The 14254-nt window shown below is 69.4% G+C and carries 11 protein-coding genes; all 11 read right to left on the bottom strand.

The genetic code is table 11. The annotated features are described in order from the left end of the window. Positions 1–202: 202 nt before the first annotated feature. Positions 203–802: a sarcosine oxidase subunit gamma gene (locus IEV99_RS14730; RefSeq protein ID WP_188518510.1), complete on the bottom strand. Its 600-nt coding sequence runs from the start codon at positions 800–802 to the stop codon at positions 203–205. Further along, a complete protein-coding gene (locus tag IEV99_RS14735) occupies positions 795–3776 on the bottom strand; it encodes a sarcosine oxidase subunit alpha family protein (protein ID WP_188518511.1) in 2982 nt (993 codons plus the stop codon). Before IEV99_RS14735 ends, IEV99_RS14730 begins: the two co-directional genes overlap by 8 nt. Continuing rightward, positions 3773–4045, bottom strand: coding sequence for a sarcosine oxidase subunit delta (locus IEV99_RS14740; RefSeq protein ID WP_188518512.1), 273 nt, complete (start codon positions 4043–4045; stop codon positions 3773–3775). Before IEV99_RS14740 ends, IEV99_RS14735 begins: the two co-directional genes overlap by 4 nt. Positions 4046–4064: 19 nt before the next feature. Continuing rightward, positions 4065–5315, bottom strand: coding sequence for a sarcosine oxidase subunit beta family protein (locus tag IEV99_RS14745; protein WP_188518513.1), 1251 nt, complete (start codon positions 5313–5315; stop codon positions 4065–4067). 114 nt (positions 5316–5429) lie between these two features. Continuing rightward, complete coding sequence (locus tag IEV99_RS14750) at positions 5430–6785, bottom strand: MFS transporter (protein ID WP_188518514.1); 1356 nt, start codon at positions 6783–6785, stop codon at positions 5430–5432. Positions 6786–6798: 13 nt separating this feature from the next. Further along, the gene (locus IEV99_RS14755; RefSeq protein ID WP_188519685.1) at positions 6799–7632 is read right to left on the bottom strand and encodes an ABC transporter permease; all 834 of its coding nucleotides are present in this window, start codon (positions 7630–7632) and stop codon (positions 6799–6801) included. 62 nt (positions 7633–7694) lie between these two features. After that, positions 7695–8636 carry an ABC transporter permease gene (locus tag IEV99_RS14760; RefSeq protein WP_188518515.1) on the bottom strand — a complete coding sequence of 314 codons (942 nt, stop codon included), beginning with the start codon at positions 8634–8636 and terminating at the stop codon, positions 7695–7697. A gap of 3 nt (positions 8637–8639) precedes the next feature. Beyond that, on the bottom strand, positions 8640–9776 hold the full coding sequence (locus tag IEV99_RS14765) for an ABC transporter ATP-binding protein (protein WP_244643882.1): 1137 nt from the start codon (positions 9774–9776) through the stop codon (positions 8640–8642). Then, a complete protein-coding gene (locus IEV99_RS14770) occupies positions 9773–10768 on the bottom strand; it encodes an ABC transporter ATP-binding protein (RefSeq protein ID WP_188519686.1) in 996 nt (331 codons plus the stop codon). Before IEV99_RS14770 ends, IEV99_RS14765 begins: the two co-directional genes overlap by 4 nt. A 61-nt stretch (positions 10769–10829) precedes the next feature. Next, positions 10830–12350 carry an ABC transporter substrate-binding protein gene (locus IEV99_RS14775; protein WP_188518517.1) on the bottom strand — a complete coding sequence of 507 codons (1521 nt, stop codon included), beginning with the start codon at positions 12348–12350 and terminating at the stop codon, positions 10830–10832. A gap of 38 nt (positions 12351–12388) precedes the next feature. Continuing rightward, positions 12389–14221, bottom strand: coding sequence for a gamma-glutamyltransferase family protein (locus tag IEV99_RS14780; protein ID WP_188518518.1), 1833 nt, complete (start codon positions 14219–14221; stop codon positions 12389–12391). Positions 14222–14254 lie beyond the last annotated feature (33 nt).

The raw sequence follows: 14254 nt of genomic DNA on the forward strand, positions 1-14254 counted from the left end.
TTTGGGCGGGAGGTTCCGTCGTGGCGCAATGCCCTTGGGCTGCGCGTGGATGGCCTGGACGAGCCCGGCCATGACGGAGAGAGCGCGAAGCAGGTCATCCCCTCTCGTCATTGCGAGCGCAGCGAAGCAATCCAGTCTAAAAGCCGGGCGCTAGACTGGATTGCTTCGCCTCCGGCTCGCAATGACGTTGAGGCACGTTGCCTCAGCCCCTCACCTCGCAGCCAAACTCGGCCGTCGAGGCGGACAGCCACGACCAGATACTGCCCGCCATGCTGCGCGGCGCGAGCAACGTGAACGCATCGCCCTCGCGCCAGATCACGACGTTGATGTGCGAGACCGCCGTGAGCGCGACCGCGCCGTCCGGGAAGGCGGATGGATGCAGATCGAGCATGACGCCCTTCGCGAGCGCGCGCCGCACATCCGGACCGCCGATCTGCAGGGACGCCCAACCGTCGCTCTGGTTCGAGACCGCGGCCAGCGCGTGGAGCCCCTCGCAGACGGGGTCGAGGTCGTCGCGCCTGTCGGCGACGAGCATCCAGCGATCGGGGCCAGCCCACGCCAGCGCGCGGCCGCCGGAGCGCCGGATCAACGGCGTGAGCGGCGGCTCGATCCCGATCCGGTCGCGCAAGGCTGCCGCCAGAGCCGGCCCGCCGCCATCGGCGACGATCAGCGTCGCGATCCCGAGGCCATACAGGAGCTCCACCACCACGCCTGTTGTGCCCTGCGCGCCGAAGCGGCCGGCCTTCGCCACGTCCGCCCAGGCGCTGCGCCGGGTCCAGCCCACGGATGCCGTCTCAACCATGGAGGCGCGTCCCTTCCGGATCCAAGAACACGGGACTGCAGACCTCGACCTCGACGTCCCCGTTGCGAACCGGATCGACGGCCCGCACGCGACCGCCGATCCGCTTCTGCCCGTCCGCGAGCAGGCCGAGGCCGATCCAGCAGCCAAGGTTCGGCGAGAAAGCCACCGAGGTCATGTGCCCCAAGTCGTTCGCCATGGTGGCGAGCGCGCCGACCTCTACGAAGTGCGCTCCCGCCCGCAGCCGCTGGCCGGCGTCCACGGGCTTCAGCCCGACGAGGATCGGCCGTTCGGGCGCAACCAGCGCCTCGCGACCGGCCATCACGCGGCCCACATAGTCCTTTTTGGTCGACATCATGCGCGAGAGCCCGAGGTCGCGGGCCGTCGTCTGGCCGTTGAGCTCGCCGCCGGCCGCATGGCCCTTCTCAATGCGCATCACCGCCATGGCCTCCAGCCCGTAGGGCGTGACGCCAAGCGGCCGCCCGGCTTCGGTCAGGGCCGTTGCGAGCGCGTGGCCGTAATCGGCCGGGACCGCGATCTCGTAGGCGAGTTCGCCCGAGAACGAGATCCGGAACAGGCGCGCCGGCACGCCGCCGCCCACCGTCACCGCGCGGGCGGCGAGGTAGGGCATGGCTTCGTTCGAGATGTCGTGCCCCGCGTCCACCACGCCGCGCAGCAGCTCGCGCGAGCGCGGCCCCGCAACGGCCATCTGGGCCCACTGCTCGGACACGGAGACGAGCCGCAAATCGAGCTCGGGCCACAGCACCTCGTGGCAGAATTCGAGATGCTGCATCACCGCGCCCGCATTCGCGGTGGTGGTGGTGAGCAGGTAGTGGCTCTCGCCCAGCCGCGACGTGGTGCCGTCGTCCATCACGAAGCCGTCCTCGCGAAGCATCACGCCGTAGCGCGCCTTGCCGACGGGCAGCGACTTCCAATGGTTGATGTAAACGCGCTCCAGGAATTCGGCCGCGTCCGCGCCCTGCACGTCGATCTTGCCCAGCGTGGAGACGTCGCAGATGCCGACGCCGCCGCGCACGGCCAGCACCTCGCGGTTCACGGTCTGGAGCCAGTCCGCCTCGCCGGCGCGCGGGTAGTATTGCGCCCGCATCCACAGGCCGCTCTCGATGAACACTGCGCCCTGCTCGCGCGACCACGCATGCGTGGGGCTGAGCCGCAGCGGCCGGAAATCCTTGCCGCGATGGTGGCCGGCCAGCGCTCCGATCGCGACGGGGGTGAAGGGCGGACGGAAGATGGTGGTCCCGGTCTCCGGAATGGAGCGGCCCGTCTGCTCGGCCATCAGGGCGAGGCCGGGCAGGTTGGAGGTCTTGCCCTGGTCGGTCGCCATCCCGAGCGTGGTGTAGCGCTTCAGGTGCTCCACCGAGCGGTAGCCCTCGCGGGCCGAGAGCTCGATGTCGGCGTCCGTGACGTCGTTCTGGAAATCGACGAACGCCTTGCCCTTTCCGCCCACGACACGCCAGAGCGGGCCGGAACTCGGCGTTTCGGGATCGGCGTCCAGGTCCTGTGGCGCCGGGCTGACAAAGCCGCAGGCCGACGCCGCCTCGCCGCCGAGCTGCGAGCCCTCGGCCAAAATTTCGGCCAGCGCGAACCGCCCGGCGGCCGCGCCGGCGACGCTCATGCCGGGCGGCAGCTTGTCCGGCACAAAGGCGTCGATCGCCGGGTTCCAGGCCGGCTTGTTATTCTGGTGGGAGGTGAGATGCAGCGTCGGATTCCAGCCGTTGGACACGGCGAGAAGATCGCATGACACCGCCTGCTCGCGACCTTGGGCGTCCCGGACCGTCACCGTGCTTAACGCCCGCCCGCCTGATGCGGCGCTGACCACCGAATCGACGTGCAACGCGGCCCCGATCTCGCGCGCCAGCGCGGCGAGCGCCGGATCAGGCTCGGGCCGCGGGTCGACCAGAGCGGCCACGCGAGCGCCGGCGGCGGCAAGGTCGCGCGCCGTGTTCCAGGCCTCGCTAACCGTGGCGAACACCACCGCCTCGCGCCCCGGAAGCGCAGCGAAGCGGTTCACATAGGTGCGCACCGAACCGGCCAGCATCACGCCGGGCGTGTCGTTGCCGGCGAACACCACCGGCCGCTCGATGGAGCCGGCCGCCAGCACGCTGCGCTTGGCCACGATGCGCCAGGCCCGCTGCCTCGGCTGGTGCGGCGGTGGAACCGGCAAGTGGTCGGCCACGCGCTCCACCGCGCCGAAAGTGCCGCCGTCGAATGCGCCGTACACGGTGGTGCGCCGCGTGATCGTGACGTTTGGCAGGCTCTCCAGCTCCGCCACGGCGTCACGCAGCCATTCCCCGGCCGGGCGACCTGCGATCTCGCGGCGGTCGGACAACAAGCGCCCGCCGAGCGCGAAGTCCTGCTCGCACACGATCACGCGCGCGCCGGCGCGGCCCGCCGCCAGCGCCGCCGCCAGGCCAGCCGGGCCGGCGCCGATCACCAGCACGTCGCAGAACGCGAAGGCCTTCTCGTAGTGGTCGGGATCCGGCGCCCCGGCGGCGCGCCCGAGCCCCGCGGCGCGGCGGATCAGCGGCTCGTAGAGCTTCTCCCAGAACGCCGCCGGCCACATGAAGGTCTTGTAGTAGAAACCGGCGCTAAACAGCGGCCCCGCCAAGCCATTCACGGCCAGGAGGTCGAAGGCCAGCGACGGCCAACGGTTCTGGCTGCGCGCCTCCAGCCCGTCGAACAGCTCGGCCGTGGTGGCCCGCGTATTGGGCTCGCGCCGCGCGCCTGTGCGCAGCTCGACGATGCCGTTGGGCTCCTCAGGCCCGGCCGACAGGAAGCCGCGCGGGCGGTGATACTTGAACGAGCGCCCGACGAGGCGAACGCCGTTGGCCAGCAGCGCCGACGCGAGCGTGTCGCCGGGATGCCCGGCGTAGTCGCGCCCGTCGAAGCGGAACCGCAGCGTTTGGCTGCGGTCGACGAGGCCGCCCTGCGGCGCCCGGTGCGGCTGGCTGATCATGCGACCGCTCCCTTGCGGGCCGGGCGGGCCGGCTGCACGTCCGAGATGGCGTGGGTGCGCGTGTCGCGCGTCACCACCAGCCAGGCATGGCAGCCGGCGCTGTGGCGCCAATATTCGCGGTGCGGCCCGGCCGGGTTGTCGCGCAGGTAGACGTACTCGAACATCGCCTCGGCGGGCGCGTCGGCGGCGGGGCGGCGCACCGTGGCGTCGCCCAGATAGGTGAACTCTTGCGAGTCCCGGTCGCCGCAATGCGGACAGGCGATTCTCATGGACGCAGCCCCTGCCCGTTCAGTGGAGGTTCGGCTGGGCGCCGGCGCCCGATTCGTCGATCAGCCGGCCGGTCGCGAAGCGGTCGAGCCGCAACAGCGTGGCGACCTCATGCGGCTCGTCGCGCGCGATCAGGTGCGCGAAGCAAAAACCTGAGGCCGGGGTCGCCTTGAACCCGCCATAGCACCAGCCGCAGTTGAGGTAGAGGCCCTGCACGGGCGTGTGGTCGATGATGGGCGAGCCGTCCATGGTCATGTCCATGATCCCGCCCCACTGCCGCAGCGTGCGCAGGCGGCCGAGGCCGGGCCACATGGCCATGCCGGCCTCCATGACGTGTTCCACGGTCGGCAGGTTCCCGCGCTGGGCGTAGGAGTTGTACATGTCGATGTCGCCGCCGAACACGAGCCCGCCCTTGTCGGACTGGCTGATGTAGAAGTGCCCGACCCCGAATGTGATTACACAGTCGATCAGCGGCTTCACCCCCTCCGACACGAAGGCCTGCAGCACGTGGCTCTCGATCGGCAACCGCAGGCCCGCCATGGCTGCTACGCGCGATGAATTTCCTGCCGCCGCGAGCGCAACCTTCTTGGCCCGGATGGGGCCGCGCGTGGTGTCGACGCCCGTGACCCGGCCGTTCTGGACCGTGATCCCCGTCACTTCGCAGTTCTGGATGATGTCGACGCCGCGCTGGTCGGCCGCGCGGGCGTAACCCCACGCCACGGCGTCGTGCCGCACCGTGCCGCCGCGCCGCTGCAAAAGCCCGCCCTGGATCGGGAAGCGCCCATTGTCGAAATCCAGAAACGGCGCCATGGCGCGCACCTGCTCGCGGTCGAGCAGTTCGCCGTCCACCCCGGCGAGCCGCATGGCGTTGCCGCGCCGCGCATAGGCGTCACGCTGGCCGTCCGAGTGGTAGAGGTTCAGCACGCCGCGCTGGCTCACCATGGCGTTGAAGTTGATGTCCTGCTCCAGCCCCTCCCAGAGCTTCAGCGACAGCTCGTAGAACGGCGTGTTGCCGGGCAGGAGGTAGTTGGAGCGGATGATGGTGGTGTTGCGCCCGACATTGCCGGAGCCGACATAGCCCTTCTCGACCACCGCCACGTTGGTGATCCCGTGCCGGCTGGCGAGATAATGCGCGGTTGCGAGGCCATGACCGCCGCCGCCCACGATCACAACGTCGTACTCGGCTTTCGGCGCCGCGTCCCGCCACGCCGGCGCCCAACCGCGATTGCCCTTCAAGGCCTGCGCGGCCAGGGAGAAGATCGAGTAGCGCATGCGCGGAGGGTCCGGGTGCGGGAGCTTGGAGGAACAGACTGCCGAACCTAGCACAGCCGACATCGTCGCCAACGACTTGTGCTTGGCCAGCGGCGACGAGCGGTGGATGACGGCTCAGCGCCCCACGCGCAGCAGGCTGACGAGTCCGCCCGCCAGCGCCAGCGCGGCGCCGATCGCCAAACCGATCCGCGGCGCGGTCTCGGCCGCCGCTACCGTAAACAGCAGCCCCATGATCACCGCGCCGCTCGTCTGGCCGACGAGGCGCGCGGTGCCCTGCATACCGCCCGCCGCGCCCGCGCGTTCGCGCGGGGCGGACAGGAGCATGTTGCGGTTGTTGGGCGTCTGGAAGAACCCGAAGCCGAGGCCGCACAGCACCGTGAACGGGATCAACGCCATGAGGTGCCCCTGCAGCGGCCAGATCGAGACCAGCAGGAGGCCAACGCTCAGGCACGCGCCTCCGACCGCGCACAACCATGCCGTGGAGACGCGATTGGACATCCGGGCCGACAACGGCGCCGCAACCGCGACGGCCAGCGGCCAGGGCGTCATGTAAAGGCCGGTCATGAAGGCGTTTTGCCCGAGGCCGTGCTGCAGGTAGAAGGGCAGCGCCACATAGCTCACCATCTGGGCCGTGAAGCAGCAGACGGAGGCGATCACCGAGATCCGGAACGGCCCGCCGCGCAACAGATCCAGCGGGATCAGCGGGGCTTCGCGCGGCATCTCGCGGCGGATCAGCACCACGAGGCTGATCGCCGCAACCACGATCAGCAGCGCCGCAAGGCCCGGCCGGCTCGTGATGAGGTCGACGCCGATCACCAGCGGCCCGAACACGGCGGCGTTCAGCGCCACGCTGACGAAGTCGAGCGAGCGGCCCGTGCCCTTCGTTTCCGGCAAGGCGCGTGACGCCAGCAGCACAACGATCCCCACCGGGATGTTGACCGCAAAGAGCCATGGCCAGCTTGCGACGGACAGGATGGCGGCGCCGATGGCCGGCCCCGCGGCCGAGGCCAAAGCCACCACCAACGCGTTCCAGCCGAGCGCAGAACCGAGCAGGCGGTGCGGATAGGTGAAGCGCAGCAGCGCGGCCATCAAGGCCATGATGGGCGCGCTGCCCAGCCCCTGCAGAAACCGCGCCGCCACGAGCCAGGGCAGCGACGGCGCGAACGTGCACAGCGCCGATGCGGCCGTGAACAGCACCACGCCGGCCACGAACACGACGCGGTAGCCGAGGCTCTCGCCGAGCGCCGCACAGGGCAGCAACGCCATCACGAGCGCCAGCTGGTAGCCGCTGACCACCCAGATCGCATCCGCCGGGCTCACCTGCAGCACGGACGCGATGGTGGGCAGCGCCACGTTGGCGATGGCCCCGTCCAGCACAGCCAGCACGATGGCGGCCATCAGGGCGCCGACCGCATAGATGCGCCGCGGCTGCGGAAGGCCGTCCGTGTCCGCGGCGGGAGGAGCGTTCATGCGGTGCGCCCGCTCACCGCGAACGCGGGTCGAGCGCGTCGCGCAGGCCGTCGCCCAGGAGGTTGAAGGACAGCACGGTGGCGAAGATCGCGATGCCGGGCCACAGCGCCATCCAGGGCGCGTTGCCCAGAAAGCGCTGGGCGCTGTTCAGCATCGAGCCCCAGGACGGCGCCGGCGGCTGCAGCCCGAGGCCGAGAAACGACATGCTGGCCTCCGCGATGATCGCGGACGCGATCGTGAGGGTCGCCTGCACCATGAGCTGCGGCAGGATGTTGGGCAGGATGTGCCGCACCGCGATGCGCCATTGCGGGTTTCCGACCGCGCTGGCGGCCTCGATGTAGTCCTCCGCCTTGATGGACAGCACCTGCCCGCGCGTCAGCCGGATGAACAGCGGCGTCGCCGTGATGCCGATCGCCAGCATGGCGTTGAACAGGCTGGGGCCGAAGAACGCCGCGAACGCGATGGCGAGGATCAGGAACGGGCAGGCCAGCATGGCGTCCGTGAAGCGGCTAATCAGCCCGTCGACGAGCCCGCCCAGGAAACCTGCCGCCAGCCCGAGCGGCACGCCGATCGCCATCGCGATGCCGACGGAGGTCAGCCCCGCCATCAGGGACGCGCGCGCGCCCCAGATGATGCGCGACAGCAGGTCCCTCCCCGCCTCGTCGGTGCCCAGCCAATGCGCGGCCGACGGCGCCTTGCGGACCGCCGTCCAGCTCTGCGCGATGGGATCGTAGGGCGCGAGCAGCGGCGCGAAGGCAGCCACGAACACCACCAGGAGCACCACCGCGAGGCCGACCAGCGCGCTCTTTCGCCGGGCGAGACGACGCCAGAGCCGGCTCTGGAACAGGCCGGCCCGTGCAGCCGGCGGCGCAGAGGCCGGTGTCGCGAAGGTTTGCGAGGTCGCCACCGTCAGCTCCTCAAACGCGGGTTGACCAGGATGTAGCCGATGTCGGCGAGCAGGTTCAGCGTGATGTAGAACAGCGACGTAACCAGCACGACGCCCTGCACCACCGGGTAGTCGCGGGTGAAAACGGCGTCGACGATCAGCTTGCCGAAGCCCGGGATCGTGAAGATCTGCTCGGTCAGCACCGCGCCCGAAAGAAGCGCGCCAAACTCCAGCGCGCCCAGCGTGATGATCGGCGTCAGGGCGTTGCGCATGGCGTGCTTGAACACCACCACCCATTCGCTGAGGCCCTTGGCGCGGGCGGTGCGGACGTAGTCGCTCTCCAGCGCCTGCAGCATGGCGCTGCGGGTGTGGCGCATGATGACGCCCGCGATGGCTGTGCCGAGCACGAAGGCCGGCATGATCGTGGTGGCGAGGTTCATGCGCCAGTCCTCCCACGGGCTGACGAAGCCTGAGGCCGGCAGCCAATTGAGGTGCACGGAAAAGAACAGGATCAGCATGATGCCGAGCCAGAAGTTCGGCACCGAGATGCCGGCCAGCGACACGATGTTGGCGGCGTAGTCGACAGGCGTGTTCTGCCTCAGCGCCGAGATCACCCCGCCCGCGATGCCCAGCACGAGCGCCACGATGATGCCCATCACGGCGAGCTGCAGCGTCACCGGCAGCTTCAGCAGGATGAGGGCGAGCACCGGCCGGTTGTGGCGCATGGACTCGCCGAGGTCGCCCGTGAGCACGCCTTTCACCCAGTACAGGTACTGGACCACGATGGGCTGATCGAGATGGTACTGCGCCCGGATGGCCGCGAGCGTCGCCTCGTCGGGGTTCTCGCCCGCCAGCACGAGGGCCGGATCGCCCGGCAGCATGTGCTGCAGCGAGAAGATGATCAGCGACAGGATCACGATGGTGGGGACCAGCTGCAACAGCCGGCGCAGGAGAAGGGATCCCATCCGTCAGCCTCCCGCCACGGGCGCGTCTTTGGCGGCCGCGGAGGCGGCCGTTTCGGCCGCCATGGCCTCGAACGCGCCGAAGAGCAGTTCGAGCTTGGCGTTACGGGGCTCACGAATGCGCGAAGCCTCGTCCTGCGGCGGCAGCTCGCGCCAGAACGCGCAGGCGTTGGCATGGCCGCTGGGTTCCACGTCGAGGCTCATGTCCACCGTCTGGCAGGCTGGCCGCGCATGCGGGCAGCGGGTGTGGAGGCGGCAGCCCTCGGGCGGCGAAAGCGGGCTCGGCAGGTCGCCATGCAGCCGCGCAGCGCGCGCGCGCTGCAGGCTTGGCGGCGCCGCCACCGTGATGGCCGACAGCAGCGCCCGCGTGTACGGGTGCCGCGGCGCGCCGAAGATCTCGTCCGCCGTGCCGATCTCGACGATCTTGCCGAGATACATCACCGCAACCCTGTCGGCGATGTGCTTCACGACGCCGAGGTCGTGCGAGATGAACACATAGGCGAGGCCGAGCCGCTTCTGCAGATCCTTGAGCAAGTTGAGGACTTGCGCCTGGATCGAGACGTCGAGCGCCGACACGGCCTCGTCGCAGATGATGGCGTCGGGCTCCGGGGCGAGCGCCCGGGCGATCACCACGCGCTGGCGCTGGCCGCCCGAGAACTCGTGCGGGTAGCGGTTGGCCAGCTCGGGCCTCAGGCCCACCATCTCCAGCAGCTCGGCGACCCGTTTTGGGCGTTGGCTGGCGGGCACGATGTTTTGCAGCATCAGCGGCTCGGCGATGGTCTGGCCGATGGTCAGGCGCGGATTGAGCGACGCGTAGGGGTCCTGGAAGATCAGCTGCACATGCCGGCGCTGCTCGCGCATGGCGCCGTGACTCATGCGGGTGACGTCGCGGCCGGCGATCAGCACCTGGCCGGCGGTCGGCTCGATCAGGCGCATCATCAGCCGGCCGAGCGTGGACTTGCCGCAGCCGGACTCCCCCACGATCGCGAGCGTTTCTCCGGGCTTCAGCGCCAGCGAAACGTCGTCGACGGCGGCGAGCCGCGCCAGCGGCCGGCCGAACACGCTGCGCTTCACCACGAAGCTCTTGGCGACGTTGCGGACCTCGATGATCGGCCCCGAGGCTGCGGCGGCGGTTGCGTTCACGGGACCAGGGTCTCCAGCGGCGCGCGCCAGCAACGGCTGAAATGGCCCGCGGTGATTTCGGCGAGCGCCGGCGTCTCGGCGCATTTCTCGATGCGGAACGGGCAGCGCGCCTGGAAGCGGCAGCCGGACGGCGGCTCGGCCATGTCCGGCACCGTGCCGGTGATGGCGACCAGGCGGTCGCGCTTCTCGTCGAGGCGCGGCAGCGAGCCGAGAAGGCCCACCGTGTAGGGGTGCTGCGGAAAGGTGAAGAGGTCCTCCACCGAGCACTGCTCCACCACCTGCCCGGCATACATCACGATCACGTCGTCGCTGGCTTCCGCCACCACGCCGAGGTCGTGCGTGATCAGGATGATGGCCGCGCCCGTCTTGCCCTGTAGCTCGCGCATCAGGTCCAGAACCTGCGCCTGAATGGTGACGTCCAGCGCCGTGGTGGGCTCGTCGGCGATCAGCAGCTCGGGGTCGCAGGCGAGCGCCATTGCGATCATCACCCGCTGGCGCATGCCGCCCGACAGGTTGTGCGGATATTGCGCATAGCGCTGCTCGGGCGACGGGATGCGCACGAGGCGCAGCATCGCGATCCCGTGCTCGGTCGCCTGCGCCTTGGTGAAGGGCCGGTGGCGGAGGATCACCTCGTTGATCTGCTCGCCGACCGTGTAGGACGGGTTCAGCGAGGTCATCGGCTCCTGGAAGATCATCGCCATCCGGTCGCCGCGCAGGTCGCGCATGGCGCTTTTGGGCTCGGCGAGGAGTTCTCGGCCCTCAAACGCGACCGACCCGCTGATCCGGGCCGAATGCTCTGGCAGCAGCCGCATGATCGCCAGCGAGGTGACGCTCTTGCCGCTGCCGGACTCGCCCACGATGGCGAGCGTGCGGCCCTTCCGCACCGTGAAGCTGACGCCGTCCACGGCCGTGACGGTTCGCCCGTCGTTCGAGAACGTGACGCGCAGGTCGCGGACGTCCAGAACTGTGGGCGCGCCCTCTCCGGCCCGCATGAGGCGGGTCGGAGAGGTCTCGGTCGGGGCTGTCGAGATGCTCATCGGCCGGGGCGCAACCTCAGTTCGTCCGCTTCACGCCGGAGAGGCGGATGATGCCGTCCGGGGCGGGCTTCATGCCGGTGATCTTGGCGTTGTGCGCGAAGATCCACTGCGAGTGGTAGAGGTACACGATCGGCAGGTCCTTCTGCAGGATCGCGTTGGCCTTGTCGTACTCGACCTTGCGGGCGTTGGCGTCGCCAATCGAGCGCGCCTTGGTGAGGATCCCGTCAAGATCCTTGTTGCAGTACTTGGCGTCGTTGCCGGACGCGCCGCAGGCCAGCATCGGGGTGATGTTGAGGTCCGGATCGACGCGCCCGCTCCAGCCCACCAGATGCGCCTCGAACTTGCCCTGCCGGGCAATGTCGAGCAGCGTCATCAGCTCGGTCGGCTTGATCGTCATCGTGATGCCGGCCTCGGCCACCATGGCCTGCACGAGTTGCGCGACCTGCTGGCGCTCGGCGTCGGTAGGCACCAGCAACTCGAGGTTGACAGACTTCACGCCGGCCTCAGCCATTTTCTTTTTGGCGGCCGCGACGTCGCGCGGCGGCACGGGGAACTTCTTGTCGTAATAGGGGCTCGTCGGCGGGAATGGCTGGTTGCCGATGCTGGCCTGCCCGTCGAACACGACATTGCTGATGGCCTCGCGGTCGATGGCCAAGCTAAAGGCCTGGCGGACCAGCTCCTTCTTGCCGGCGTCGAGGTCCGCGCCCTCGCCGTTGATGTCGAACGTGATGCCATAATAGCCCAGGCCAACCACGGGGACGACCGTGAAGCCCTTGTCGGCCTTCACGGCCTTCACGTCGGTGGCCGCCATGCGCTCGATCAGGTCGAGCTGGCCCGAGCGGAGGTTCAGGAGGCGAACGTTGGAGTCCGGCATCCCGCGATAGACTAGCCGGTCGAAGTGGAACTTGTCGGCCGCGTAGTATTGCGGAAACTTGTCCAGCACGATGCGGTCCTGGGTGACGCGCTCCACGAACTTGTAGGGGCCGGAGCAGACCGGCGCGTCGGTGAACTTCTCGCCCAGCGCCTCACCCGCCTTGGGGCTGATCATCATGCCGGCGCGGTCGCTCAGCGCCGCGAGCAGCGGAACGGACGGCTCCTTCAGGTTGATCTTCACGGTGAGCGGATCGACTACGTCGACCGACGAGATCGCGCTGATCTCGGCCTTGCGGCGGGAGATCTTGATGGTGAGCTCGCGGTCGAGATTGTACTTGATCGCCGCCGCGTCGACCTTGGTGCCGTCGTGGAACACGGCGTCGGGCCGCAGCTTCAGGGTGAGCGCCGTGCTGTCGGCGTTCCACTCCCAGCTTGCCGCCAGCATCGGGATGATCTGGCCGTTCTCGTCGATGTCGACGATCTTGTCGCACAGCGACTGCAGCACGTGGCGGCCGACGAAGCTCCAGTTGGACACCGGATCCAGCGTGTCGGGATCATCCTGCAGGCCGATGCGCAGCGTGTTCTGCGCCGCCGCCGGGGCTACGGTGGCCGCTAGGACGCCCAGCGCCAGGCTGGCTGCGAGCGCGAGATAGATCGGTTTCATCGACGTCCCTCTCCTGTTGTGCTTGTTCTTCATGAGCGTCATCGCGCGACCGCATAGCCTTGCACGCCGCGCGGGTTCGCGCCCGCTTTCACGAGTTGCACGTCGCCGTCCATCTCGCGCGCAACGGCGGCGAGCCGGCCCTCGGACCATGGATCGTTGAGCGTAATCGTGTGGCCTCGCCGGGCGAGATCGTCCTGCACGTGCTGCGCATAACGCGATTCCAGCGTCAGCGAGCCGAGGCTTGTTTCGCGCGGCCAGAACGAGCTTGGCAGATGGTCGGTGTGGAACGAGGGGGCGTCGATCGCCTCCTGCAGGTTCATGCCGCCGTGGATGTGGCGCAGCAGCATGATGAGCTGCCACTGGTCCTGCTGGTCGCCGCCCGGCGTGCCGAACGCCATATAGGGCTTGCCGTCGCGATAGGCCGTCGACGGCGTCAGCGTGGTGCGGGGGCGGGTGGAGGGCTTCAGGGAGGAGTTGAGCCCCTCCTCCAGCCAGAACATTTGGCCGCGTGTCGTCAGGCTGAAGCCGAGGCCCGGGATCACCGGGCTCGACTGGAACCAGCCGCCGGACGGCGTCGCCGACACCATGTTGCCCCAGCAGTCCACGGCGCTCACCTGCACGGTGTCGCCGCGCTGCGCGCCTTCGGGCGTCAAGGCGGCCTCGCCCTGGCGGTCGATCGCTGGCGCGACCTGCCGGGCGACGGTGGGCTCGCCGCCGCCGACGCCAGGCTGCGGGATCGTCCCGACCGGCCGCAGGGGCGGCAGGATCGGCGCTCGGCCGTCGGGCGAGCCGGGGCGGAACTCCATCGAAGCTTCTGCGCCGATCAGCGCGCGGCGCTGGTCCGCATAGGGAGAGGACAACAGGGCGTCGAGCGGCACGTCCGGGCTGTCGCCATACCAGCATTCCCGGTCCGCCATGGCGAGCTTGGCGGTTTCGGCCACGAGATGCACGAAGTCCGGGCCGTTGGGGTCGAGCCGGTCGACGTCCGTCCCTTTCAGGATTTGCAACATCTGCAGCAGCACGGGGCCTTGCGACCAGGCTCCGCACTTGAAGATCTCGTAGTCTCCATACGCGACCGACACGGGCTTCTCGACCTGAGGCGCGTATTCCGCCATGTCCTGGGCGGTGATCAGGCCCTTGTGCCGCCGGCCGGAGACGTCCCACACCTCCTGAGTGGCGCAGAACTGCTCGATCTTCTCCGCGATCGGGCCGCGATACCAGAAATCCAGCGCAGCCTGAATGCGCGCCTCGCGGTTCCCCGCGCCTCGCGTCTGCTCCAGGATCTCGCCATACATCGCGGCGATGTGCGGGTTGCGGAACAGCCGCCCGGTCTGCGGGGCGACCCCGCCCGGCAGGTAGATCTCGGCCGAGCTCGGCCAATGCGTGGTAAAGAGCTCGCGCATCTGCGCAATCGTATTGGCGATCCGCGGCACCAGCGGGTGACCGGTGCGGGCGTAGGAGATCGCCGGCGCGAGCACGTCCTCGAGGTCAGCGGTCCCGTAGTCGCGCAGCAGCGTCAGCCACGCGCCGAACGCGCCCGGGATGCAGGCCGGCAGGAGGCCGGTGCCCGGAATGATGTCGAGCCCGAGCGAACGGAAATGCGCCACGGTGGCGGCCGCCGGCGACGGCCCCTGCCCGCTGATCACGATCGGTGCGTCCGCGCCCGCCGGCGTCACAATGATGGGCACTTCCCCGCCTGGCCCGTTCAGGTGCGGCTCCACCACCTGCAGCACGAAGCCGGCCGCCACGGCCGCGTCGAACGCCGTGTGGCCCTTCTCGAGAACCGCCATGCCGACCGTGGCGGCGAGCCAATGGGTCGACGAGACAGCCCCGAAGGTGCCCCGCAATTCAGGTCGGGTCGTGAACGTCATGGATCTTCCAAGTTGCTGAATGCGAAGACGTCT

The organism is Alsobacter metallidurans (assembly GCF_014636935.1).
GTDB classification, from domain to species: domain Bacteria; phylum Pseudomonadota; class Alphaproteobacteria; order Rhizobiales; family Beijerinckiaceae; genus Alsobacter; species Alsobacter metallidurans.

What these genes read in the sequence shown, in the direction of transcription:
- IEV99_RS14745 (WP_188518513.1), bottom strand. Translation starts at nt 5,315, where the DNA reads ATGCGCTACTCGATCTTCTCCCTGGCCGCGCAGGCCTTGAAGGGCAAT.
- IEV99_RS14750 (WP_188518514.1), bottom strand. Translation starts at nt 6,785, where the DNA reads ATGAACGCTCCTCCCGCCGCGGACACGGACGGCCTTCCGCAGCCGCGG.
- IEV99_RS14775 (WP_188518517.1), bottom strand. Translation starts at nt 12,350, where the DNA reads ATGAAACCGATCTATCTCGCGCTCGCAGCCAGCCTGGCGCTGGGCGTC.
- IEV99_RS14740 (WP_188518512.1), bottom strand. Translation starts at nt 4,045, where the DNA reads ATGAGAATCGCCTGTCCGCATTGCGGCGACCGGGACTCGCAAGAGTTC.
- IEV99_RS14780 (WP_188518518.1), bottom strand. Translation starts at nt 14,221, where the DNA reads ATGACGTTCACGACCCGACCTGAATTGCGGGGCACCTTCGGGGCTGTC.
- IEV99_RS14770 (WP_188519686.1), bottom strand. Translation starts at nt 10,768, where the DNA reads ATGCGGGCCGGAGAGGGCGCGCCCACAGTTCTGGACGTCCGCGACCTG.
- IEV99_RS14735 (WP_188518511.1), bottom strand. Translation starts at nt 3,776, where the DNA reads ATGATCAGCCAGCCGCACCGGGCGCCGCAGGGCGGCCTCGTCGACCGC.
- IEV99_RS14730 (WP_188518510.1), bottom strand. Translation starts at nt 802, where the DNA reads ATGGTTGAGACGGCATCCGTGGGCTGGACCCGGCGCAGCGCCTGGGCG.
- IEV99_RS14760 (WP_188518515.1), bottom strand. Translation starts at nt 8,636, where the DNA reads ATGGGATCCCTTCTCCTGCGCCGGCTGTTGCAGCTGGTCCCCACCATC.